The 22,826-nt window shown below is 48.2% G+C and carries 18 protein-coding genes; 13 read left to right on the forward strand and 5 right to left on the reverse strand.

Annotated features, from left to right (window positions below; translation table 11 throughout):
- Positions 1 to 401 precede the first annotated feature (401 nt).
- The 3 genes from ACUZ8J_RS04465 (at position 402) to ACUZ8J_RS04475 (ending at position 1,685) form a co-directional block, all read left to right on the forward strand.
- Positions 402 to 812, forward strand: a complete 411-nt coding sequence (locus ACUZ8J_RS04465; RefSeq protein ID WP_126511826.1) for a hypothetical protein — start codon at positions 402 to 404, stop codon at positions 810 to 812.
- Positions 809 to 1,333: a class I SAM-dependent methyltransferase gene (locus ACUZ8J_RS04470; protein ID WP_109286502.1), complete on the forward strand. Its 525-nt coding sequence runs from the start codon at positions 809 to 811 to the stop codon at positions 1,331 to 1,333. Before ACUZ8J_RS04465 ends, ACUZ8J_RS04470 begins: the two co-directional genes overlap by 4 nt.
- Before the next feature lie 61 nt (positions 1,334 to 1,394).
- Complete coding sequence (locus tag ACUZ8J_RS04475; RefSeq protein ID WP_446693189.1) at positions 1,395 to 1,685, forward strand: hypothetical protein; 291 nt, start codon at positions 1,395 to 1,397, stop codon at positions 1,683 to 1,685.
- A gap of 119 nt (positions 1,686 to 1,804) precedes the next feature.
- Here the strand turns inward: ACUZ8J_RS04475 and ACUZ8J_RS04480 are convergent, their stop codons facing one another.
- The 3 genes from ACUZ8J_RS04480 to ACUZ8J_RS04490 form a co-directional block, all read right to left on the reverse strand.
- A complete protein-coding gene (locus ACUZ8J_RS04480) occupies positions 1,805 to 1,990 on the reverse strand; it encodes a hypothetical protein (RefSeq protein WP_011621607.1) in 186 nt (61 codons plus the stop codon).
- Between the two features lie 98 nt (positions 1,991 to 2,088).
- Positions 2,089 to 3,513, reverse strand: a complete 1,425-nt coding sequence (locus ACUZ8J_RS04485) for a cytochrome C biosynthesis protein (RefSeq protein ID WP_446693190.1) — start codon at positions 3,511 to 3,513, stop codon at positions 2,089 to 2,091.
- Between the two features lie 226 nt (positions 3,514 to 3,739).
- Positions 3,740 to 4,165, reverse strand: coding sequence for an organic hydroperoxide resistance protein (locus ACUZ8J_RS04490; RefSeq protein ID WP_011627089.1), 426 nt, complete (start codon positions 4,163 to 4,165; stop codon positions 3,740 to 3,742).
- Positions 4,166 to 4,293: 128 nt separating this feature from the next.
- Here ACUZ8J_RS04490 and ohrR point away from each other — a divergent pair, with 128 nt between their 5' ends.
- The 5 genes from ohrR to ACUZ8J_RS04515 all read left to right on the forward strand — a co-directional run bounded on the left by ohrR (position 4,294) and on the right by ACUZ8J_RS04515 (position 10,516).
- Complete coding sequence (ohrR, locus tag ACUZ8J_RS04495; RefSeq protein ID WP_089067084.1) at positions 4,294 to 4,791, forward strand: hydroperoxide resistance transcriptional regulator OhrR; 498 nt, start codon at positions 4,294 to 4,296, stop codon at positions 4,789 to 4,791.
- An 80-nt stretch (positions 4,792 to 4,871) separates the two neighbouring features.
- Positions 4,872 to 6,047 (forward strand): glycerol-3-phosphate dehydrogenase/oxidase, encoded by a 1,176-nt coding sequence (locus tag ACUZ8J_RS04500; protein ID WP_446694904.1) that lies wholly within the window; start codon positions 4,872 to 4,874, stop codon positions 6,045 to 6,047.
- 179 nt (positions 6,048 to 6,226) lie between these two features.
- Positions 6,227 to 7,381: a 23S rRNA (uracil(747)-C(5))-methyltransferase RlmC gene (rlmC, locus tag ACUZ8J_RS04505; protein ID WP_446693191.1), complete on the forward strand. Its 1,155-nt coding sequence runs from the start codon at positions 6,227 to 6,229 to the stop codon at positions 7,379 to 7,381.
- Between the two features lie 183 nt (positions 7,382 to 7,564).
- A complete protein-coding gene (chrA, locus tag ACUZ8J_RS04510) occupies positions 7,565 to 8,716 on the forward strand; it encodes a chromate efflux transporter (protein WP_446693192.1) in 1,152 nt (383 codons plus the stop codon).
- Positions 8,717 to 8,851: 135 nt separating this feature from the next.
- Positions 8,852 to 10,516, forward strand: coding sequence for a methyl-accepting chemotaxis protein (locus tag ACUZ8J_RS04515; RefSeq protein WP_446693193.1), 1,665 nt, complete (start codon positions 8,852 to 8,854; stop codon positions 10,514 to 10,516).
- A gap of 107 nt (positions 10,517 to 10,623) precedes the next feature.
- On the opposite strand, the gene fdhF is transcribed toward ACUZ8J_RS04515, so the two are convergent.
- Positions 10,624 to 14,934 (reverse strand): formate dehydrogenase subunit alpha, encoded by a 4,311-nt coding sequence (gene fdhF, locus ACUZ8J_RS04520; RefSeq protein ID WP_446693194.1) that lies wholly within the window; start codon positions 14,932 to 14,934, stop codon positions 10,624 to 10,626.
- A 528-nt stretch (positions 14,935 to 15,462) separates the two neighbouring features.
- Here fdhF and prfB point away from each other — a divergent pair.
- Both prfB and lysS read left to right on the forward strand, forming a co-directional pair.
- On the forward strand, positions 15,463 to 16,560 hold the full coding sequence (gene prfB / locus ACUZ8J_RS04525) for a peptide chain release factor 2 (RefSeq protein WP_446693195.1): 1,098 nt from the start codon (positions 15,463 to 15,465) through the stop codon (positions 16,558 to 16,560).
- A gap of 29 nt (positions 16,561 to 16,589) precedes the next feature.
- Positions 16,590 to 18,092: a lysine--tRNA ligase gene (gene lysS / locus ACUZ8J_RS04530; RefSeq protein ID WP_086902673.1), complete on the forward strand. Its 1,503-nt coding sequence runs from the start codon at positions 16,590 to 16,592 to the stop codon at positions 18,090 to 18,092.
- Positions 18,093 to 18,202: 110 nt separating this feature from the next.
- Here lysS and ACUZ8J_RS04535 read toward each other — a convergent pair whose 3' ends face one another.
- On the reverse strand, positions 18,203 to 18,706 hold the full coding sequence (locus ACUZ8J_RS04535) for a lactoylglutathione lyase family protein (protein WP_099456919.1): 504 nt from the start codon (positions 18,704 to 18,706) through the stop codon (positions 18,203 to 18,205).
- A 169-nt stretch (positions 18,707 to 18,875) separates the two neighbouring features.
- Here ACUZ8J_RS04535 and ACUZ8J_RS04540 point away from each other — a divergent pair, with 169 nt between their 5' ends.
- From ACUZ8J_RS04540 to ACUZ8J_RS04550, 3 genes are all read left to right on the forward strand, one after another.
- A complete protein-coding gene (locus ACUZ8J_RS04540) occupies positions 18,876 to 19,802 on the forward strand; it encodes a LysR family transcriptional regulator (protein WP_446693196.1) in 927 nt (308 codons plus the stop codon).
- A 290-nt stretch (positions 19,803 to 20,092) separates the two neighbouring features.
- Positions 20,093 to 21,049 carry a D-alanyl-D-alanine endopeptidase gene (pbpG, locus tag ACUZ8J_RS04545; protein WP_446693197.1) on the forward strand — a complete coding sequence of 319 codons (957 nt, stop codon included), beginning with the start codon at positions 20,093 to 20,095 and terminating at the stop codon, positions 21,047 to 21,049.
- A 189-nt stretch (positions 21,050 to 21,238) separates the two neighbouring features.
- Positions 21,239 to 22,801 carry a rhomboid family intramembrane serine protease gene (locus ACUZ8J_RS04550; RefSeq protein WP_446693198.1) on the forward strand — a complete coding sequence of 521 codons (1,563 nt, stop codon included), beginning with the start codon at positions 21,239 to 21,241 and terminating at the stop codon, positions 22,799 to 22,801.
- Positions 22,802 to 22,826: the final 25 nt, after the last annotated feature.

Genomic DNA, 22,826 nt, shown 5'->3' on the forward strand with positions numbered 1-22,826 from the left:
AACAAAGTTACCACTATCTAAAGAGGTATATGCGTACTTAGGTCACATAACGATTGTTGCAAAAGGAATTACATATTTGAAATGTGCAACATGGCTGAAAATATTAACGAAATTGAAGTTAATCACTCAGTGAATACGGTATAACTTGCGTGAGTTAACATATTTTGATGGGCTAAATTATCATTGCTGAATTGATGTGAGAAAATAAAGTCTTGTACGGTGGATTTATTTTAACTTTATAATTTTTATGATTTATTTTTTGATTTGATTATTTAGTTTAAATATTCGAATATTTATCCTGTGAGTATTCAGTAAATAATTAAATCTCACCAGTGTTTTTTGAGAAAATAACATGTATTTTTTCAAAAATGTTACTTGAGTGGTGCTAAGGGGTTAAATCTATGGCAAGGCAGCAGATGTCTGAAAGACGTTTTTGGGTACAGCGGCTGAGTAAAACAACCCTAAGAGCCTTACATATATTGGGTATTGCCGGAGCGGGCGGTGGAATATTATTGAGCGTTGATAAATCCCTCTGGTTGAATTATTGGTATCTGGCGATGGGGACCGGCAGCATATTGATGTTGTGGGAAATTATTCGAGATTGGCGTTGGTTAATTCAACTGAAAGGCGTGTTAACTCTTGGGAAATTAGGGCTACTTTGCCTGTTTGTGCCGCTTGCCAACTACAAGCCTGAACTGTTTATCTTAGTGTTATTTTTATCTGTGATAGTATCCCATGGCCCATCGGGGCTGAGGCACTACTCGATAGTGCATCGCAAACAGATAGACACTAAAAAAGAGATAAAGGGATGACACACGCTACACTCAGCACGGCCTCGAGCTTAATTACCCAGTTTTCATGGCCTGAGCTTACAGGGCTTAAGGTATTGGATTTAGCCTGCGGTTCGGGCCGAAATGGTCTGTGGTTTCTCTCCCAAGGTTGTGAAGTGACCTTTATCGACCAGGATTTGAGTGCCTTGGCTAAGCTGACACACGACAAAGCACATCAATGGCAGTGGAATTTAGAAGACGGCAGCGCGCCTCAGTTACCCCAAGAGTCCTTTGATATTGTATTAGTCTTTAATTACTTACATCGACCACTGTTCCCGCAAATCGCTGCGAGCCTAAAGTCCGGCGGACTGATTGTGTATGAGACCTTTACTTGGCAACAGGCGCAAATTGGTCGACCTCGCAACCCCGATTTTTTACTCACAGAGAACGAACTGCAATCCGTATTTGCTAACTGGCAACCTTTGCATTACTTTGAAGGTCGGTTAAGCGATGCTGCTGGTACTGAAAGTGCCAAGGCGCAGCTGATCGCACGAAAACCCTAGACGTCACCCCAACGCGGGGCGACTGACCGTATCAGTATTGAAGAAGTGTAAGAGGCCAAGGATGTTCCCGTATCCAGAGCAGTATCGTGTTGCCACGCCACCTTTAACCACGGCGCTGATGGTGGCTTGGGCGCTGTTGAGTCACAGCCTATTAGCCGATACCAGCCCTTTTGCCTTGTATCCGTTATTTATGTTGTTCCCTGTGGTAATTGGCCTGCATCTGTATTTGATTTGGCTGGCCAAGGGAATGAGTCGGTTGGATCAATGCTTTTACGCCTTAGTGCATATTCCACTCGCGTTTGTGGTGTGGACATTCACCATTATGCATGTCAATGGTAATGCCTTTTCTTAGGGCAGAGCCTGTAGAGCCTTAGGTTAGCCCGTTCAAATGGCTTAACTTCATTAGAATACCTTAAATAAAAAAAGCGCCCCGATGTTCGGGGCGCTTTTTATCAATCTCTTGCGGGTGGGTTAGGCCGTAGTGTTGATATTGTGGCCAGTATTTCCCACGGGTTGAGGTGTGGCTGCGTTAATTAAATCAACGGCAATTTGACCTTCCGCCTTTTGCTGCTCTTTGGCTAACTGCGCCACTTTAACGCCAACGGCACCATTTTCTAAGTTAGGCGTGATAGCTTGGGTGTTCAGTGAAATAGACATAACTAACCTCAATTGTAAGCTGAGTCTTTGTATCGGCAAGCTCAGGTTTTACTTTAGTCCTTTATCCTAAGTTTGCCAATCCAAAACCCTGCTATTGCTTATACCGCTTTATTCGCTTTTGCCGTGAGTAACTTACGACTGAGTACTATGATGGCGGTTAAGCCCAGTGAGCCAAGAATTAATCCCAGTGCCAGCCCAACACTCTGCAGCGCGGTGGGATCTAATACTAGCGCGACACCCATACCAAACATCATCACACCGGACATCAGCTTGAGTGCTTGACCCTCTTTTTCGGTCAGTTTGCGTTTACCTAAGGTAGCGCTAAACACGATCACAATAATCGCGAGAGGGATGACATAGACAATATTGTATAAAACCAAATACATATAGCGCTCAATGTCCGGCAGATTATGCATGGATAGCACGCTGGTATAAATCATCGGGAAGCCCGCAGTACAGAGCAGCTCGTAGGCATTAGCTAAAATGGCCAGCACGGTTGAGCCGACAATCAGCGCGCCTAGGCTGCTGGAGTTCGACAGTTTGCCCATGCGTTTGATAAGGCTAGTGCGGTTTTCCGCCGACATCGACAGGGTGACATCACCTTTTGTGAAGAAGTAATCCTTCACGTTTATCGTGCCTGCGATCAAGGCTAGTATCCCCGCGGCTAGAATGATCATCCCGCCATCACTGCCTGCGCCTAACAGCTGGAAGATGTTTAGCCAGGCCGTCATAAACAGGAAGTAAATAAAGCCTGAGAAGAACACGAAGATACCGCCGACCAACAGCATACGGCTGCGGCTCTTAGCGTTAACCATAATCGACAGTAAAAACAGCAGCACGAAGAAGGCGCAGGGGTTAAAGGCATCGACGCCCGCCAGCACTAAAGTCAGCAGGGGAAGTGACATGCTTTCGGGTGTGACTACACCCACAAGTGGTAACTCAACGGGTTGCACTTCGGCTTGGTCAGCACTTGCAAGGCTGGTGGCATCACAGGTGCCTTCGCCTGAGTCGGTTCCACAGGTGCCAAATAGGGGCTCACTATTGGTCGGTGCGACGGCAGGCGTTCCTGTGGTTGGCATATCCGCTTCACTTAGCTGACCGCCAAGGGATAAGTAACAGTTCTTCAAGCGATTCACTAAAAACTCACCTGTCACTGCCTCGCTGGAATAACCGACAATGGCCTTCTCGCAGCTGGCCATATAAGGCACAGAACGGGCTTCGGTAGTGGTTTTAGCCGCGATACCTTGCCAAATGTCCTGCACGCCAGGAGCCGAAACCATATGGGATTCGAGTTCTATCCAAGGGTATTTCTGCGGCAGCGACTCGATAAAGGGATGGGCCTCGGCGCAGTGTGGGCAGGTTTTCGACCAAAAGAAGTAGAGCTTGATCTTCAGATCACCTTGGGCGTTCACATAATGCCAAGTTTGGTCAGTATTATTGGATTCTTCGGCCCAGCTTGGTGTGCTCAGCATGGCCAATGCAAGGGTGCATAGTAGAGCTAATTTGGTTAAGTATTTAGTCATAGCGCCTCCACAATAGTGGGGTTATAGGTATTAAAACGGTTCTCTGACTACTACTCTACTGAATTCAATCCCCTTGATTAAATTAAGCATTAAGAAATGTTAGTTAACTCGCGATTAGCTGTTTTTTGGGAAGTTAGGCAGGTTTATGGGAAGGGCGATTCGCGGCAGATAACTAAAAAGCACCCTGAGGTGCTTTTTAGACGATAGTGACTGTTGTCTTATGGGCTTAGTTTAACGCCGCGCCATTAACACTCAGTTTTACATCGATATTATTACGTGTGGCATTGGAATAAGGACACACTTGATGGGCATGACGTACTAAAGCTTCAGCCTCAGCTTGAGGAAGGTCAAGATTAACCTCTAGGGCGACGGTTAAGGCGAAGCCACCCGCATCATTGGCGCCAATGCCAACCACAGCGCTGACTGGCGCTTCAGTAATGGCCACTTTGCCGATTTTGGCGACATGTAAAACCGCATTAGAGAAACAGGCCGCATAACCCGCTGCAAACAGTTGCTCTGGGTTGGTTGCTAATCCACTTCCGCCCATCGCCTTTGGATAGGCGAGTGCAACATCGAGTAAACCATCATCTGTACTGACTTGGCCTTGGCGACCGGCTCTGGCGGTAGCTCGAGTTTCATATAATGTTTTCATATTTCGTTCCTCATAGTGTTAAAGGTAATTTAGATTGCGTGCAATTCAATTGTGATAAACTATAATTCGATTTTTACCCTGAATGCAAGTATATTGTGCGCAATATATTTAAGTTTTTTGGATAGACTATGCCTAACTCAGAGTTATCATCCTTAGATAAAACGTCGGATACGGCGGAAAATACTCAAGCAGACAATGCCTTATGTTTAGAGAATCAGGTTTGCTTCTCTCTTTACAGCGCCGCCAATGCCATGGTGCGCGCCTATCGTCCTATGCTCGATAAGTTGGATTTAACCTATCCCCAGTATTTAGTCATGCTGGTGTTGTGGCAGGAGCAGGGGATCAGCGTGAAGACCCTAGGGGATAAATTGTTCCTCGATTCGGGGACGTTGACGCCCTTGTTAAAACGTTTAGAGTCGAAAGGACTGGTGAGTCGTGGACGCAGTGACCAAGATGAAAGGGTGCGGGTATTGTCTCTGACAACTGCTGGACAGGCGCTAAAACTCGAGGCGAGTGAGATCCCGCATCTGATGCGCTGTAAAATCGGTGCTGAGATAGAAGATCTTAAGGCGCTAAAAGCCATGTGTGACAAAGCCTTAAAGCAATTGCACGCCAGTATCGAATAGTGTGAAAGCCAATCTATGATAGCAAGGGAGTGGAACATGGATAAACACACCATCAAGGCGCTGGGATGGATAAAGTCGGTATGAGTTCATACGATATTGCGATTATCGGTGGTGGGATCAGCGGTGTCGGTATCGCCCAATACGCGGCAGCGGCGGGATATTCGACCCTGCTTATCGAAAAAGGCGAGATAGGCGGCCAAACCTCGGCCAATTCCAGCAAGTTGATCCACGGTGGTTTGCGATATCTTGAAAGCGGACAAGTGAACCTAGTGCGCAAATCCTTGCAGGAGCGGCGCCATTTGCTCGACTTCGCGCCTAGCTTAGTCAAGCCAGTGCCTTTTTATATTCCCGTCTATCAAGACAGTCAGCGTAACCCCTGGACGATTCGGGCGGGCTTGAGTCTATATGCGCTTCTTAGTGAATTTGATCCGCTCGGCCGCTTTGTGTCTATTCCCGCCGTACATTGGCATCGTTTTAAAGGGCTTAAACTCTCGGGGTTAAAGGCGGTATTCCAGTATTGGGATGCGCAAACCGATGATAAATTGCTGACCCAAGCGGTGGCCCGTAGTGCCGAGGCATTAGGTGCCTATGTGTATGCCGAGGCGGAGTTTTTACAGCTTAATCATTTGAATGAGCAGATTGACTTAAGCTTTCGCCATCGCGGCGAAGTGCAACATATTGAGGCTAAATTGGTGATTAATGCCGCCGGTCCTTGGGTGAATGAGGTGCTGGCAAAGGTGTCGCCTCCCTTGGCAGGCGTTGAGCTGGATTGGGTGCAGGGCGCGCATTTGCTACTGGATTTACCCGCCCCCGATGGCATCTTATATTTAGAATCTTGCTTCGATAAGCGGGTGATTTTTGTGATGCCTTGGTATGGTCAACTGCTAATTGGCACCACAGAAACCGAGCTGACATCTCTAGATACACCGCCTCATGTGACGGAGTCTGAAATAAATTACCTTTTAGGTATTTATCGGCACTACTTTCCTATGTCACCTTCGATTGATGAACTCAAAACTAAGATAGTGCAGACGTTTTGTGGCGTGAGGGTATTACCTAAACAGGCAAGCTCCGCCTTTGAGCGCCCAAGGGATACCCTAATGCAAACCTCGATTTCTCACCCGAGATTACTGAGTCTCTACGGCGGAAAACTCACAACCTTTAGGAGCACCTCGGCCGAAGTGCTTGAGTGGGTTGAACAAAAACTCGGAAAACGTACTCCCATCGCCGATGTGGATAGCCTGAGATTAAGTTAATCTGGGGCGGATAATCGGCCAAGGCTGCACTTCAAGGTGATTTTTCGGCATAAAAACGCTAAAGTGTGGCGCTTTTTGACTGGAGCCTAAATCGTGTTTGTTATGCTTCAGTTGTCATCCAAATTTCACTCGCCATCTCAATAGATAAGATAGACGGGCACTGCTGTGGGTACGATGCTGTGAGTACATTAGTACAATGTGGGTATTTTGAACGAGGCCAATGCCAATCCTGTCGCCATATTAAGCTCCCTATGGCGCAGCAACTGGCGGCCAAAACCCAAGAATTGCAGCAATTGTTAGCGCCTTTTGTCGATAACGCCGAAGTGCAGTTTTTACCTCCGGTTGTGGGTGACAGCAGCGGTTTTCGTAACAAGGCGAAAATGGTCGCCTTGGGCGCGGCCCACGCCCCTGTACTGGGGATTGTTAGCCCCAGCGGTGAGGCGGTGAGTCTGTGTGACTGCCTCTTGTATCCTGCTGATATGCAAGCCTTACTTCACCGTTTAGAGCGTTTTGTGCAGCAAGCAGGTATTCCGCCTTACCGTGTCGATAAGGCCAAGGGTGAGCTTAAATTTATCCTACTGACGCGCAGCCAAGTGCGTGGCGAGTATATGCTGCGGTTTGTGCTGCGCTCGCGGGATGCCATCGCCCGTATAGAGCGTGAATTACCGGCGCTGATGGCTGAATATCCACAAATCAGCGTCGTATCGGTAAATATTCAGCCCATTCATATGGCGATCCTTGAAGGGGATGAGGAGATTTTCTTAACTGAAAATACTCGTCTTGAAGAGCGCTTTAACAATGTGCCATTATTTATTCGCCCAAAAAGCTTTTTTCAAACGAATCCACAGGTTGCTGCAAAACTGTATCAAACCGCCCGTGAGTGGGTTGGCGAATTTGCGCCAAACTCGCTGTGGGATTTATTTTGTGGTGTGGGCGGTTTTGGTTTGCACTGTGCCTCCAAAGATATCCCATTAACTGGGATTGAAATCGAGGCTGAAGCGATTGCGTGCGCTAAGATGTCAGCGCAAATGATGGGGCTGAATAATGTGCAGTTTATGGCCCTCGACTCTACCGATTTTGCCAAGGGTGATGCGGCGCAAACAAAGCCCGATCTGATTATTGTCAATCCGCCGCGCCGCGGGATTGGTGAGTCCCTGTGTCACGCCTTAAGTGAATTTGCCCCTAGGGCGATTTTGTATTCCAGTTGTAATCCTAAAACCCTTGCTAAAGATCTCGCTCATATGCGTGGCTTTCGATTAACTAAGGTACAGTTATTCGATCTCTTTCCCCATTCGGATCATTTCGAAGTCTTAGCCATGTTGGTAAAAGATTAAGCGATCTAAATGAATGCTCTCCTGAGCAGTAGATCGCTATAGTCAATTTAGAGGTCGATAAAAAGGAATTTTGCTCATTTTACCTTTGTTTGAGTATTTTTGTGTCTTGCGGATTTAGCTTTCATTAAACGGTCTTTTTAGTGACATAATCTTGTTCACTTTATGCATCGAAGGGCAAAGTTTATGCTGCAGATATTCTTACGTTTTTTTTCACTTGGTCTGATGAGCTTTGGTGGGCCAGCGGCGCATATTGGTTATTTTCGCCAGACCTTTGTCAACGAACTCGCCTGGCTTGATGATAAACGCTATGCCAGTTTTGTAGCCTTAAGCCAATTTATGCCGGGGCCGGGATCGAGTCAGGTGGGGTTTGCCATTGGTTATCATCGTGGTGGGCTTTTAGGGGCGATAGCCGCCTTTGCTGGATTTACCTTGCCTTCCTTCGTGCTGATGTATTTACTCGCTGTGACGACTGCCGCTTGGTTAGGTAACGAGTACATGCAAGGCATAGTGCATGGTTTAAAACTGCTGGCCGTCGTGGTTGTCGCAGATGCGGTATTGGCGATGTTTAAGCAATTTTGTCAACGGCAAACGGCGCGTTTACTCATGCTCGGTAGTGCCGCTGCGATACTCATTCTGCCTTTCTTATGGACACAAATCACCTTACTGTTGCTTGCTGCCATTTTAGGTATGTCATTCCTGAGTGCGACTGAGAGCGAGTCCAGTAAAGATGAACCGATTAGGTTAAATTACCTGAGCTTAGGATTATTCATTGTCTTATTTGTGGCGAGTTTTTTTGCCTTAAATCTGGGGATTGAAGCAGGGATTTTTGGTGAGTTTTTTCGTGTCGGGAGTTTAGTCTTTGGTGGCGGCCATGTGGTGCTGCCACTGCTTGAAACCGCTGTGGGTGATACGATGAGCGGCGATCGTTTTCTCACCGGATACGCCTTTGCCCAAGCTGTGCCTGGGCCGATGTTTACCTTTGCCACCTTCCTTGGCGCTGAGATGATGCTAGACAATCCCTTTGTCGGTGCGGCCATCGCAACTGTAGCAATATTCTTACCGGGATTTTTATTGATGCTGGTGGGCTTAAAAAGTTGGCATGCTATTGCCGCAAGGCCCAAGATTGCCGGCATGCTCTCGGGCATAAATGCCTGTGTGGTGGGATTATTGGCGGCGGCGTTGTATCAACCCGTGTTTACCCAAGGCGTGTTATCCGCCGTGGATATGGCGGTGGTGTTGCTCGGTTTTGGTGCGCTAAAACTCTTTAAACCGCAGATGGTACTGCTGGTTCTTGGCTTTAGCGTATGCGGTATCGGATTGATATTACTTGGTTAAACAAAGTTATCGACATGCTAGCTGGTGCAAATTAATACAATATTTGTTAAGTCAAACCCAAAGATGTTGCACCGTTTTGGCTATACTTCAGAAATATAAAAAAATATAAGCTCGATCACCCTGGAGTAAGCAAGCATGTCGAATTTAAGCCTGCGTAATAAATTACTGCTGTTATCTTTGTTTCCCCTCATCTTGACCTTATTAGTGTTAATGACTGTTTCCTACTATGTCGAACAGGAATCTCTCGCGGAAGAGGTTGTGACCTTTAGAACAAAATTAGTGGGCGAACGTAAACAACAAATTAAAGAAGCGACCGAAATTGCCGCGGGAATTGTGCAATACCAATTGTCTTTAAAGGAGCAAGGTAATGTGAATCAAGCATTGCGAGATATTCGTTTTGGCAGTGCGGGTTACTTCTTTATGTATGATTCCCAAGGTAAAAATATATTCCATGCTTTATTACCTAATTTAGAAGGTCAAAACAAAATCGATATGACCGACCCGCGCGGCACCAAGATTATTGTTGGTTTGCTGGATGCGGCGAAACGGGGTGATGGTAACTTTTCTTACTATTATCAGAAGCCTAATACCAATGAGCAAATCGAGAAGATTAGCTACGTGATGATGGTTCCCGGGACCGACTGGATGCTAGGTACTGGGGCCTATATCGACGATATCGAAGCCGTGGTGGAGGATTACCGCCAAACCGTGACCGAACAAATGGCCGATAAATCCTTCATGATCCTGTTAATTGCCCTCGTGCTGACGGGGATCACGGCCTTTATCATTATGGTTGCAGCCCATCGTATGGTGGTGCCGATTAAAAATATGGCGGACAGCCTGAATGATATCGCCAAGGGGGAAGGGGATTTAACTAAACGCTTAAGCGTGAAGGGCGAGGATGAAATTGCTCAGTTAGGTCAAGCCTTTAACTTATTCGTCGATAAGCTACAAACCATTATTGGCGATGTGGCAAACGCCACGGCTAAGGTGAAATCCGCCGCCAATGCGATTCATGACCAAACCAAAGTGATGTCGAGCCAACTGCTGAGCCACAACAACGAGACAGACCAAGTGGTGACGGCCATTACCGAGATGTCGTCTACCGCCAGTGAAGTGGCGCAAAATACCACCCAAGTTGCCGAGGCGACCCAAGCGGCGACTGGGGATGTGGCCAATGCGCAGCGCTGCGTCGATGCCTCACTCGAAGAGATTGCAGGACTGATGGCGCAAATCAATAATGCCGCGGGCAGCATTAAGTCCCTAAGTGAGCAATCGCAAAAGATTAACAGTGTCTTGTCTGTGATTGGCGGCATCGCCGAGCAAACCAACCTGCTGGCCCTTAACGCGGCGATTGAAGCCGCCCGCGCCGGTGAGCAGGGGCGTGGCTTTGCCGTGGTGGCCGATGAAGTGCGTAATCTTGCTAGCCGGACTCAGGCAAGTACCTTAGAAATCAATGAAATGCTTTCAGAACTCCATAAGCTGGTGGCCTTGGCAGTCAAAACCATGGACGAGAGCCAGCAGAGCTGCGTGCGCTCGGTGGATTCTTCCCGCGCTATTTCGGAAAGCTTAGGCTCTGTGACATCGGCGGTGACTGCGATTAACGATATGAGTACCCAGATTGCGACGGCGGCGACCGAGCAAAGCTCTGTGACCGAAGAAATCAATCGTAACGTTTATGCCATCCAAGAGATCGTTAACGAGCTGCTGCACTCCAGTGAAGATGCGGCCAAGGTGAGTCAAACCGTGTCTCAGGAAGGGATTAACCTAGGTAAATTGGTGGGGCAGTTTAAGATTTAACTCGGCTAATTAAGCAAGTTAATTAAGTTAGCGAATAAAAACGGGAGACAGTGTCTCCCGTTTTTTATGTTCATCTTTGGGCTTAATTTTATGCTTGCTATGCAGCCCTAGGCTGGTTCACTCACCTTTACAGTTATCTTCTCAGTCACCTTTTCAGCCCTAACCGCACAGACCTTATATTCGGGAATATAAGCTACAGGGTCGAGCGCATTGATGGTGAGCTTATTGGCCGCTGCTTCCACAAAATGGAACGGCAGGAACAGCACGCCCGCTTGGGCGCGTTTAGTCACAAAGGCATCGATTTCAATCTCTCCGCGGCGGGTGGTAAGGCGAAGTTTATCGCCGTTATGGATCCCCAGTTGCTCCGCATCATAGACAGAAATCATCACCTTAGGCGCGCCGAGTAGATCCAGCCCTGGTGTTTTACGGGTGAGTGTGCCCGTGTGGAATTGCTCCAATAGCCGTCCCGTCGACAGCGTCAGCGGGTACTCGTTGCAGGGCATTTCAGCAGGCAGGCGATAACTAACGGGGGTAAATAAGCCTAAGCCTCGAGTGAATTGGTTTTGGTGCATAATCGGCGTCCCGGGATGGTTTTCATCCGGACAGGGCCATTGAATCCCTTGAGAGATTTGACCTTCGGCATTGGTACTTAATCTGTCCCAGCGAATGCCGCGATACTGCGGAGTCAGTTCGTTGATCTCGCACCAAATGGCTTCTTCGTTGGCATAATTCCAGTTAGCGCCCATGGCGTTAGCGACGGCCTGCACTATCTGCCAATCGGGCAAGGCTTCACCCGGTGAGGCGAGCGCTTGCTCGAGTCGCTGCACCCGACGCTCGGTATTGGTAAAGTGACCGCGTTTTTCTACGAATGCGGCGGCGGGCAAGACCACATGGGCAAGCTCGGCCGTTTCGGTTAAAAAGATATCCTGCACCACCAGAAACTCGATTTTGCTCAATGCATTAAGTACATGGGCTTGGTCGGGGTCGCTGAGCACGGGATTCTCACCCATCACATACAAGGCTTTAATGTTGCCCTTGGTAATATCGTGCATCATATGGGTTGCGGTGACGCCAATCTCCCCCGATAACGGCGTTTGCCAGTGGTCTTCAAAGCGCATTCTGGCATGAATATCCGTGACCTTTTGGTAACCGCTAAAATAGTTGGGCAGTGCGCCCATATCGCAGGCACCTTGGACATTGCTCTGGCCGCGAAGTGGGTTAATCCCTGCGCCTGATACACCAATATTGCCGCAAAGTAGCTGCAAATTAGAGATAGCCGTGACGTTATCGTGCCCCGTCGTATGCTGAGTGATACCCATGGCGTAGTAAACCGCGGTCTTTTGCGCCGTGCCTATGGTGCGCGCGAGGCGGGCAATGTCTTCGGCCTTTACGCCCGTGATGAGCGCTGCGTTTTCGAGGGCGTAATCCTCCTTGGCTAACTCCGCATAGAGGGCCTCAATGCCTTCGGTACGCTGGGCTATATAGGCTTTATCCTGCCAATCGTTACGAATAATTTCCGCCATAATGGCGTTGAGTAGCATTACATCCGTACCCGGTCTGTGGGCGACATACAGCTCGGCCTTTTCGGCAATGCCAACCCGCTTCGGATCGGCAACTAGCAAACGCGCGCCGTGCTGCATCACTGCCTGCTGAATTTTCGAGGCGATAATCGGATGGGCGCAGGTGGTGTCTGAGCCTAAGATAAAGATGACGTCCGAGTCCTTGATGCTCGGAATATCATTGGTCATGGCACCGCTACCAATACTCTGCTGCAAACCCGTTACCGTCGATGAGTGGCATAGGCGGGCGCAGTGATCAATATTGTTGGTGCCAAGAACACTGCGAACAAACTTTTGCAGCACAAAGTTATCTTCGTTGGTGGCCTTAGCTGAGGCGAGACTGGCGAGGGCATTGCTGCCATCTTTTTGTTTTATCTCGGTTAAGCGTTTTGCCACATAGGCGATGGCTTCGGGCCAACTGCTCGGTTGCAGCTTGCCATTTTTACGGATCAGTGGCGTAGTGAGACGTTTGTCGCTGTGAATAAAATCGAAGCCAAAACGTCCCTTAACACATAGCATGCCTTGGTTAACGACCGAGTCCTTATTGCCTTCGATATGACGAATGCGATTGGCGTTGGGGTCGATTTTAAGGTCGAGGCGACAGCCCACGCCGCAGTAAGTACAAATTGTCGAGGCGGTTTTTAACTCTGTGCTATCGCCTTGGCGTTTATCCCGCGCATCGACCAGTGCGCCCGTCGGACAAACCTGTACACAGTTACCACATTGAACACACTGGCTATCGGCCATGCTCGCACTAAAGCCGACTCTCGGCGCACGGCGCTCCATGTGTTGAGTCATTTCCTGCGGCAGTGCCTGATAGGAATCTTGGCTAAATTGGATGGCGCAGTGGCCACTCTGCTGCTGACACACATCGACGCATTTACCGCAGCTAATACAGCGATTAGCATCGAATTGAATAAAGGGCGCACTCTTATCAACACTGAAATGCCGTGCATTTTCAGTGGCTAAGCTTTTGGCCTCGACACCATAATCCGTGGCGTAATCCCTAAGCTTACAGTCAGTATTGGCCTGACAGGCGCACTCGAGGCAACGAGCCGCCTCTAGCATGGCGGCATCTACGGGAAAGCCTAACTCGACTTCACTGTAGTTCAGTAGCCGTTGCAGCGCCGTGAGTTCGGGCATCTTCAAGCGCGGCTGACGCGGCGTATGGGGATAAAGCGTTGACCCTGCTTTTGAGCTTGTTTCGGTTTGCTTAAGGGCGTTTGGAATGAGGGCGCTTGGAATGGTTTTGACCGAGTTAAACTCATGGGCATGTAAATCGCAGCTAAGGCCGATTTTTAGCATCTTATCAATAGCGATTGCCGCTTTACGGCCATCGCCAATCGCGGCTACGGCAGTCGCGGGGCCGCGGCGGGCATCGCCCATCACAAACAGTTTTTCGACTCCCGATGACATGGTTTGCTCGCAGCCTATCAGGGTGTTCCAGCGGCTCAGCGCTAGTTCGCCATGGCTGAGTTGTCCAATAGGATCCTGCATAAAACTCAGATCTGGCGCTTGGGAGACGGCGGCGATAACAGTATCGAAGGCCTCGGTAAAGGTTTCCCCTGTGTCCACGGGCGCGCGTCTGCCCGATGCATCGGCTTCGCCGAGTGCCATTTTGCTGAAGGTGACAGCTTCTACCTGTCCATTGGCATCACTATGATTTTCAATGGGATTGGTTAAGAAATGGAATTTGACGCCTTCAACCTCGGCCTCGTGCACTTCGTAGGCTTCGGCGGGCATTTCGGCGCGGGTACGGCGGTAAATTAAGGTGACATCGCAGCCTTCGCGCACGGCGGTGCGGGCGCAGTCGATGGCGGTGTTGCCGCCACCAATCACGGCGACTTTTTTGCCCAACTTCAATTGTTTGTCGAGGCAATGATCCTTAAGAAAATCCACCCCAAGGTAACAGCCCGCAAGTTCTGAGCCTTTGTAGTTCATCGGCACCGCCTTTTGGGCGCCGATGGCAAGGCACACAGCATCGAAATCGGCAACCAGCTGAGCTAAATGAATTTCATGGCCGAGGCGAGTATCTGTATGAATAGTTAACCCATTGCGGCACAGCAGCGCGATTTCTTTATCGAGAATCGCCTTAGGTAAACGGTATTCGGGGATCCCGTAGCGCAGCCAGCCGCCCGCCTTGGACATAGCTTCAAAAATCTCAACATGATGCCCTTGGTTTGACAGGTAATAACCCGCGCTTAATCCTGCTGGGCCCGCGCCAATAATGGCAATTTTTTTGCCCGTATCCGCGAGGCGTAGTGGTTGATAACTGCCGCTTTGTTCATCGTCGGCCAAGTCTAAATCGGCGGCGTGGCGCTTAAGTTGACGAATAGCAATGGGGTCATCGACGAGGCCGCGGCGGCATTCAGTCTCGCAAAATGCGGGGCAGACTCGACCAATCGACAGCGGCAGCGGCAGGGTGTCTTTAATGACTTTAATCGCTTGGGTATGGTCGCCTTGGGCAATGTGGTACAGGTAACTTTGCACATCGACGCCCGCGGGGCAGGCCTGCTGGCAGGGCGCCTCACAATCAGCAAAGTGGTCACTTAAAATCGTGCTCAGTGCGGCTTGGCGCTGTTTGGTTAAATATGCCGATTGGGTGATGACCTTCATGCCAGACTCGGCGGGCGTTTCACAGGCTTTTACGCAGCGCAGGCTGGCATCGGTGTTTTCGATTTGCACTAGGCAGAGGTTGCAGTCCTGTTTATTGGCGTTAGGCGCTGCGCCTAATTGCCGTGTCGCATCCGTTGGTTCGCACAGACTCGGAATGGCTATACCCGCCTTACGGGCCGCTTGTAATAGGGTTTCGCTCGGCTCGGCCGTGACGCTGTGATTGTCGATGTTAAGTTCTATCATCCCAAGGCCTTTTATATTTGTAGGGTGCTTGCTGCATTGGCGTAAAGCGGCAGGCTTAAGGTGGGTTTGAGTATAACTAGAGCGCTTTAGAAGACGCTTATGGGCGGGGGAAGTTTGACGCTAAATTGCCGTTGTCATCACAAACCCGTGTCAGACTGTGCGCTGATGAAGGTTTGCTGGTGGAAAGTTGTGATTTTGCTTGGTGTTTTGCATTTGATTTATCTGTATCTTGCTTAATCCTTTGAGGTTTTTAGTGATTATCACTGTTTAGCTTGCTCAAATTTATGTTTGATCTAGGCGTTAAACGGGTTATTTCATGTAAGATCACAGTCTTAACTCGGCTTTGTCTGTTAATCTGCTGGCGCCAGCGGTGCTTTTTAGGCTGATAAAATCGCCCTGAAGTGTCAACACGCCCTAGGTTTACAGCCGTTGTTAGGTTAAAATGCGCGGTTGCAAATACTGTTAATCGCCGCCTCCTTTGATGGAAAATCCATTGAAACGGCAAAAATAAAGCGAAGTTGAAAATCCATGTTTGAAGTTAATCCAGTAAAATTCAAAATAAGGAGCTTGCCGAGCGTACGCAGCTTCTTAGGGGGTATCTTTGACTACGATGCTAAGCATGAGCGTCTAGAAGAAGTCAGCCGTGAACTTGAAAGTTCTGAGGTGTGGAACGAGCCAGAACGTGCTCAAGCCCTAGGTAAAGAGCGCGCCAGCCTCGAAGCCGTTGTCAAAACTATCGATGATATGGATGCCGGTCTAGAAGACGTTGAAGGTCTGCTAGAGCTTGCCATCGAAGAAGAAGACGAAGATACCTTCAATGAAACCACCAAAGAGCTGGATTATTTAGAGAGCCGTTTGGCCGAACTCGAATTCCGCCGTATGTTCTCTGGTCAACATGATGCCTCCGATTGTTACTTAGACATTCAATCGGGCAGTGGCGGTACTGAGGCGCAAGACTGGGCCAACATGGTACTGCGTATGTACCTGCGTTGGGGCGAAGCCCACGGATTCAGCCCTGAGCTGATGGAAGTGACCGACGGTGACGTCGCCGGTATTAAGGGCGCGACCATTAAATTCACCGGTGAGTATGCTTTCGGTTGGTTACGTACCGAGACAGGCGTGCATCGTTTAGTGCGTAAATCGCCATTCGACTCATCGGGTCGTCGCCATACCTCTTTCTGCTCGGTATTCGTTTACCCAGAGATTGATGACGATATCACCATCGATATCAATCCTGCTGACTTACGTATCGATGTATACCGCGCCTCGGGTGCGGGTGGTCAGCACGTTAACCGAACCGAATCTGCGGTACGTATTACCCACTTACCGACTAACACGGTAGTGCAGTGCCAGAACGACCGTTCACAGCACAAGAACAAAGATTCGGCGATGAAACAGTTAAAAGCCAAACTGTTCGAATTAGAAATGCATAAGCAAAATGCGGAAAAACAAGCCGCCGAAGATGCCAAATCTGACATCGGTTGGGGCAGCCAGATCCGTTCTTATGTATTGGATGATTCCCGTATTAAAGACTTACGCACTAGCGTGGAGACGCGCAATACCCAAGCGGTACTCGATGGCGATCTGGACAAGTTTATCGAAGCCAGTTTGAAATCAGGGCTGTAATTAATTCAAAGGTATAGACGAGAAATAAGATGACTGAACAAGTACAAGATGAAAACAAACTGATTGCCGAGCGTCGTGCCAAGCTAGAAAGCATTCGCCCGAACTGCAGCGCTAATGCTCACCCTAATACTTTCCGTCGCACCCACAAAGCGGCTGAGTTGCAGGAAAAATACGGTCAAAACACTAAGGAAGAACTCGAAGCCTTAGGTTTTAAAACCAGCATCGCTGGCCGTATCATGGCAAAACGTGGCCCATTCCTGGTGATCCAAGACGTGTCTGGTCGTATCCAAGCTTACGCTGAAAAGGGCGTTCAAGCGGATCTGAAGGATAAATACCAAGGTCTGGATATCGGTGACATCATCGGCGTAACTGGTCAGTTGCACTTGTCTGGTAAAGGCGATCTGTACGTGAACATGGAAGAGTACCAACTGCTGACTAAAGCACTGCGTCCTCTGCCAGAAAAATTCCACGGCCTAACTGACCAAGAAACTCGTTACCGCCAACGTTATGTGGACTTAATCGTTAACGAAGAATCTCGTCAAGCCTTCGTTATGCGTTCTAAAGTGGTTGCAGCTATCCGTAACTTCATGATCAAAAAAGAGTTCATGGAAGTTGAAACCCCAATGATGCACGTGATCCCAGGCGGCGCTTCAGCCCGTCCATTTATCACTCACCACAATGCGCTGGACATGCCAATGTACCTGCGTATCGCGCCAGAGTTATACCTCAAGCGTTTAGTGGTAGGTGGTTTTGAGCGTGTGTTCGAAATCAACCGTAACTTCCGTAACGAAGGTCTGTCGCCACGCCATAACCCAGAATTCACTATGATGGAATTCTATATGGCCTATGCAGACTACAAAGATCTGATGGACTTAACCGAAGAACTGTTAAGCTCTATCGCGATTGAACTGTTAGGCAGCGCGCAAATGCCATACGGCGAGCACACCGTTGATTTCGGTGGCCCATATGCCCGTTTAAGCATGTTAGAAGCGATTCAGAAGTACAATCCTGACAACGCGACTATCCAAGCCATGACTTACGAGCAAGTGAAAGATCTTGAATTCATGCGTGAACTGGCTATCAGCCTAGGCATCAAGATCGAGAAGTTCTGGACCTGCGGTCAGCTATTAGAAGAAATCTTCGGTGAAACTGCTGAATGGCAGTTAATGCAACCGACTTTCATCACTGGCTACCCAGCGGACATTTCGCCACTGGCACGTCGTAACGATGACAATCACTTCATCACTGATCGTTTCGAGTTCTTCATCGGTGGCCGTGAAGTGGCTAACGGTTTCAGCGAGTTAAACGATGCTGAAGACCAAGACAGCCGCTTTAAGGCGCAGGTTGATGCGAAAGACGCGGGGGACGACGAAGCCATGTTCTACGATGCAGACTACATCACTGCACTGGAACACGGTTTACCACCAACAGCGGGTCAAGGTATCGGTATCGACCGTTTAGTGATGCTATTCACTAACACTCACACTATCCGTGACGTGATCCTGTTCCCAGCAATGCGCCCACAGGCCTAAGCCTTATTGGGGTTGTTGATTAAACGTCAGCCCCAACAGCGCATAAAGCAATCATAAAAAAACCAGCCTAATGGCTGGTTTTTTTATGGGTATTATTCAAGAGCCATGACTTATTGATAGGCACCGCTGGCATAATGTAGCTCATAGCTATGGCTATATATTTCGAGGATATTACCAAAGGGATCTTCCATATAGATCATGCGGTACGGCTTTTCGCCTGGATAATAATATCTCGGTTCCTTCATACGTTTCTTACCACCGGCGGCGACAATTTTTTCGGCAAGTTCTTCAAGATTGGGATCTTGCACGCAGAAATGGAATACGCCGGTTTTCCAATATTCAAAGTTGTTCTCTGGGTTCACTTGATTCGCGAATTGGAATAGCTCGACGCCAATTCGGTCGCCCGTCGATAAATGAGCAATCTTAAAAGAGCCCCAATTAGGACCAAATACGTCGGTGCACATCTCACCAATAGCCGAGTTGTCTTCAATAATTTCGGTTGGCGGCATGATCAGATACCAGCCGAGTACCTCAGTGTAAAACTTAACCGCTGCTTCGAGATCCGGGACTGAAATACCAATATGCGAAAATGTGCGTGGATAAGGTGTATTCATATTAACTCCTAGTGCGAATGTTATGTGCCCAAAAGCCGAATCATCACTGCTTCTGAGGCGATGGAGTAAGTCTATGGCGTTCTATTAACAATTAAAAATTATCAAATTTTCTTATTTTGATAATTTTTGTTTATTATTGCTGAGATGAAATTATCGATAGAGAGTGCATATGCTGAATCAACAGTGGCTGCAGACCTTCGTGACCTTGATTGAGGTTGGGCACTTTACTCTGACGGCTAAAAAGCTGTTTATGACTCAACCTGGCGTTAGCCAACATATTAAAAAGTTGGAAGAACAAGTAGGTGTGTCCCTGATACTGCGGCAGGGCAAGCGCTTTGAGTTGACAGAGGCGGGTAGCATTCTCTATCAACATGCCCGTGAATATCGACAAGCCGAAACAGAGCTGTTAGCACGATTGCAAACCGACGATCGCTATATTGGTGAGTGCCGTTTTGGCTGCTCGGGGGCGATAGCAAGTTTGCTCTATCCGCATTTTCTAGAGAGACAAATTCAGCATCCCGGCTTGAATGTGATGCTAGAGGCGGCGCCTAACCAACGTATAGTGTCGGGCATTTTAAATAACCAGCTCGATGTGGGCATTGTCACTAAGCGCACAGATGAAACAGAGCTCAGTTATCAGGCCATAGGCTATGCGGAGTTAGCCTTAGTGCTGCCAAGCCAGTATCAGAGTATGCCGTTAGATAGAGGATGCCTTGAACATATTGGTTTTATTGATCATCCCGATGGGCAATATTATCTGCAGCAAGTCCTCAGGGCCAATTTCGGCGAGACTGACGTTACATTCACTGCCCAAGGGAGTAAGCGACATGCCAGTGGCATCGCCCAGCAGATCCCACGCAGGGGTTATGTTAATCAGCTCAATCAAATCTTACTGCCGGTTGCCAAAGGCATTGGCTTTACTGTGCTTCCCTTGAGCACGATCAACGCCTTTATCCCTAGGGAAAGTCTATGGGCGGTAGAGCTTGAGCAAAAAGTGCAGGAGTCACGGTATTTAGTGCACAAAAACACCCGACCTTTACCTTCCCGCTTTGAGGCATTTATTGAGTTAGCGATTTGCTTGATTGCCAACGAGTAGCGACTAAAAAGTCTCTCCTAATCGCAGTTTTTTGGATTGTCATACTGAAAATGACATTATTTTCAGTATTGATTGTTAATTATTGAATTTTTATTGGTATTAAGTACTTAATTAGCGAAATTTTTAGTAAATGAAAATTCAGAAAGTTTCTGCAAATTTAGGCTAAAAAGTGCTGATATTACTGATAAAAGTCGATGGGGATTCTATTCCTTTTTCCACAGACCTCTTATACTTAGCTTCAACCTTGTGCGTAGCACATTCGACTTATTTAACGACTCAGTGAAACCTACATGAAGATCCCTTCTCTGCTTGGTAGTTTTATCTTGGTATGCAGCAGTTTAACTGTTGCCGCGACAGCGCATTCTGCCGATTCGGCCTCTGTCACTACAAAAAGCACCGCCACGGCGAAAAAAAAACCTGCAAAACAGCAGGAAGTGGCCGCCAATAGTGCGCTGGTGGTGGATCTAAAAACCAACGAAATTCTCTATTCCAGTAATCCCGATGCCGTAAGGCCTATTGCCTCAGTGACTAAACTGATGACCGCTATGGTGACTTTAGATGCTAAGTTGCCTATGGATGAAAAGCTTGCCATCAATATTAATGACACTAAGGAAATGCGCGGTGTCTACTCTCGAGTGCGTATCGGCAGTGAAATTAGCCGTAAAGATATGTTATTGCTGACATTAATGTCATCAGAAAATCGTGCGGCGGCGAGTCTTGCCCACCATTATCCCGGTGGTCATAAGGCCTTTATTAAGGCGATGAACGCTAAGGCAAAAGCCCTAGGCATGAAGAATACTCGTTTTGTGGAGCCGACTGGGCTGTCAGAGAAAAACGTTTCGAGTGCCCGCGATCTAGTGGTGTTACTCAAGGCCAGTGAAGGCTACCCCATGTTAGGTCAGTTAAGCTCGACCGAAAAGAAAACCGTCACCTTTGGCAAACCTAAGTACAGCCTCGACTTTAGAAACACTAACCGTTTGGTTTACAAAGATAACTGGAACATTCACCTCACTAAAACTGGCTTTACCAATGAAGCTGGCCATTGTTTAGTGATGCGTACCGAAATGGCTAAACGCCAAGTGGCCTTTGTGGTGCTCGATGCCTATGGTAAATACACCCATATGGCGGATGCTAACCGTTTACGTAACTGGTTAGAAACAGGCAAAGTGACTCCTATCCCAGCCGAAGCTAAGCAGTATAAAAAGCAGCGTAGCCAGCAGCAGTTTGCCAAAGTCAGCGAGACCTAAGCAGGCATTAATTGCTTATCCACTCAATAAAAAGGCCAGAATCGTTCTGGCCTTTTTGTTGTCATTTTTCTAGCACTTTTGTTGTAGAGGATTGATTGGCTTCATTAAAATTCAAGCAATCATCCCGCTAAGGGTGCGTTGTGTGGCGATACGCCGTATCATTGGCGGGATTTTTCTCTCAAGGATGATATGCGTGTGGCGTTAATCTTAAAAAAAATCCAGTTGATCTATGTGCCCTTGATACTGCTCTGCCTGCTATTTGTCTCAGGTTACAGCTTGCTCCATTGGTTGTTGATTATCGAGTTCCAACTACTGAGCATTGACGAATCGATTATCAATTTCTGGTTGCCGCTGATATTGCCTTGGCCCTTGCTGTTTTTCTATTTAAGGCCGAGGCTCAAGTTATTCCGCTTTACCAAGAGTAATAGCCGTTTTATCTATTTTGTGATTGCCGCGCTGTTGCTGGGCGTGCCTACTATCGTGGCGCAGGAATACCTTAATAGCGCAACGGGCAAGTTGACTCAACTCGAGTCCATCAATGCACTATTGCATCAGCCGCAGACCAAGTATTACCAATTAAATCAGTTTTATATCGACAAAAAACATATAGGGGTGCAGCGCAATATTGAACCCATAGGTAAGGGCAACAGTGAGCTGCGCATGAGCCTGTATATTGCGATGCCAATTTTCGCTAAACGTAACGAGAGTTGGCGGGTCGGTGCTAAGGCCTTGGCATGGTATGGCAAAGTTTATGAGAAAACGATCAGTAATCGACTCGAACAGCGGGAGAAAGAAGCGCTATTTCAAGAGTTTATTCATCATAGCCAACAAGAGTTTAATGCCTTAAACCCTGATGACTTTGTCTATCTTGACCGTATCGGCCCGTCAAGCCGTTACACTCAGTTACTCTCCGCAGCCCAAAAAAGCTCAGTCTACTTCGAGGGTTATCAAACCGTCTTGATGCCAGTGAATCAACCCTTCGAGGCGCGTAATGGCCATAAACTGGCGTGGATTATCACTTGGTTAAGCTTTGGGGCCATTCTGTGGTTGTTGATGAGTCTGATGTTAAAGCTGGATGAGACACAGGCGTCTAAGGCGGCACAGCTAAGCCTAGAAAAACCTAAGGCGGAGCTCTATGGCTTTTTAGCCGAATTTAAACCTCGGCAGGGCTTTGTTATCACGCCTATCTTGCTCTATATCAACAGCTTGATATTTGTATTGATGGCCTTTGCCAGTCAACACTTTATCGCTTTTCCAAACAGCGTGTTACTCGATTGGGGTGCAAACCTTCGGCAGTTGGTGCTTGAGCAGCAAGTTTGGCGTTTACTCAGTAATGTGTTTTTGCATGGCGGCCTGATGCATTTGGTTTTTAATTTATATGGGCTGTTTTTTGCGGGGATGTTTTTGGAGCCGTTGTTGGGTAAATGGCGTTTGCTCGGGGTCTATTTGTGCTGTGGCTTAGTGGCGAGCCTGGCCAGCATAGGCTGGTACGAGGCGACGATCAGTATCGGAGCCTCGGGCGCCATCATGGGGCTATTTGGCGTGTTGATTATCTGGATATGGTTGGGCTTATTGCCTTTGGCGGACAATATGCCACTCGCCCTGAATCTGGCCCTATTCGTCTCTGCCAGTCTTGTGATGGGGCTCTTTGGCGGCGTGGATAATGCCGCGCACCTTGGCGGTTTAGGCTGTGGATTATTGCTTGGGAGCCTGCTACGGCCAACGCGAAAGGCGGCCATACAGCATAAATAACAGCCTAAGGTGATTGCCGAAGTTG

This window comes from Shewanella sp. Koi 1 (assembly GCF_052907445.1).

Coding starts and splice junctions, on each gene's coding strand:
- ACUZ8J_RS04465 (WP_126511826.1), top strand. CDS start 402: ATGGCAAGGCAGCAGATGTCTGAAAGACGTTTTTGGGTACAGCGGCTG.
- ACUZ8J_RS04470 (WP_109286502.1), top strand. CDS start 809: ATGACACACGCTACACTCAGCACGGCCTCGAGCTTAATTACCCAGTTT.
- ACUZ8J_RS04475 (WP_446693189.1), top strand. CDS start 1,395: ATGTTCCCGTATCCAGAGCAGTATCGTGTTGCCACGCCACCTTTAACC.
- ACUZ8J_RS04480 (WP_011621607.1), bottom strand. CDS start 1,990: ATGTCTATTTCACTGAACACCCAAGCTATCACGCCTAACTTAGAAAAT.
- ACUZ8J_RS04485 (WP_446693190.1), bottom strand. CDS start 3,513: ATGACTAAATACTTAACCAAATTAGCTCTACTATGCACCCTTGCATTG.
- ACUZ8J_RS04490 (WP_011627089.1), bottom strand. CDS start 4,165: ATGAAAACATTATATGAAACTCGAGCTACCGCCAGAGCCGGTCGCCAA.
- ohrR (WP_089067084.1), top strand. CDS start 4,294: ATGCCTAACTCAGAGTTATCATCCTTAGATAAAACGTCGGATACGGCG.
- ACUZ8J_RS04500 (WP_446694904.1), top strand. CDS start 4,872: ATGAGTTCATACGATATTGCGATTATCGGTGGTGGGATCAGCGGTGTC.
- chrA (WP_446693192.1), top strand. CDS start 7,565: ATGCTGCAGATATTCTTACGTTTTTTTTCACTTGGTCTGATGAGCTTT.
- ACUZ8J_RS04515 (WP_446693193.1), top strand. CDS start 8,852: ATGTCGAATTTAAGCCTGCGTAATAAATTACTGCTGTTATCTTTGTTT.
- fdhF (WP_446693194.1), bottom strand. CDS start 14,934: ATGATAGAACTTAACATCGACAATCACAGCGTCACGGCCGAGCCGAGC.
- prfB (WP_446693195.1), top strand. CDS start 15,463: ATGTTTGAAGTTAATCCAGTAAAATTCAAAATAAGGAGCTTGCCGAGC.
- lysS (WP_086902673.1), top strand. CDS start 16,590: ATGACTGAACAAGTACAAGATGAAAACAAACTGATTGCCGAGCGTCGT.
- ACUZ8J_RS04535 (WP_099456919.1), bottom strand. CDS start 18,706: ATGAATACACCTTATCCACGCACATTTTCGCATATTGGTATTTCAGTC.
- ACUZ8J_RS04540 (WP_446693196.1), top strand. CDS start 18,876: ATGCTGAATCAACAGTGGCTGCAGACCTTCGTGACCTTGATTGAGGTT.
- pbpG (WP_446693197.1), top strand. CDS start 20,093: ATGAAGATCCCTTCTCTGCTTGGTAGTTTTATCTTGGTATGCAGCAGT.
- ACUZ8J_RS04550 (WP_446693198.1), top strand. CDS start 21,239: ATGCGTGTGGCGTTAATCTTAAAAAAAATCCAGTTGATCTATGTGCCC.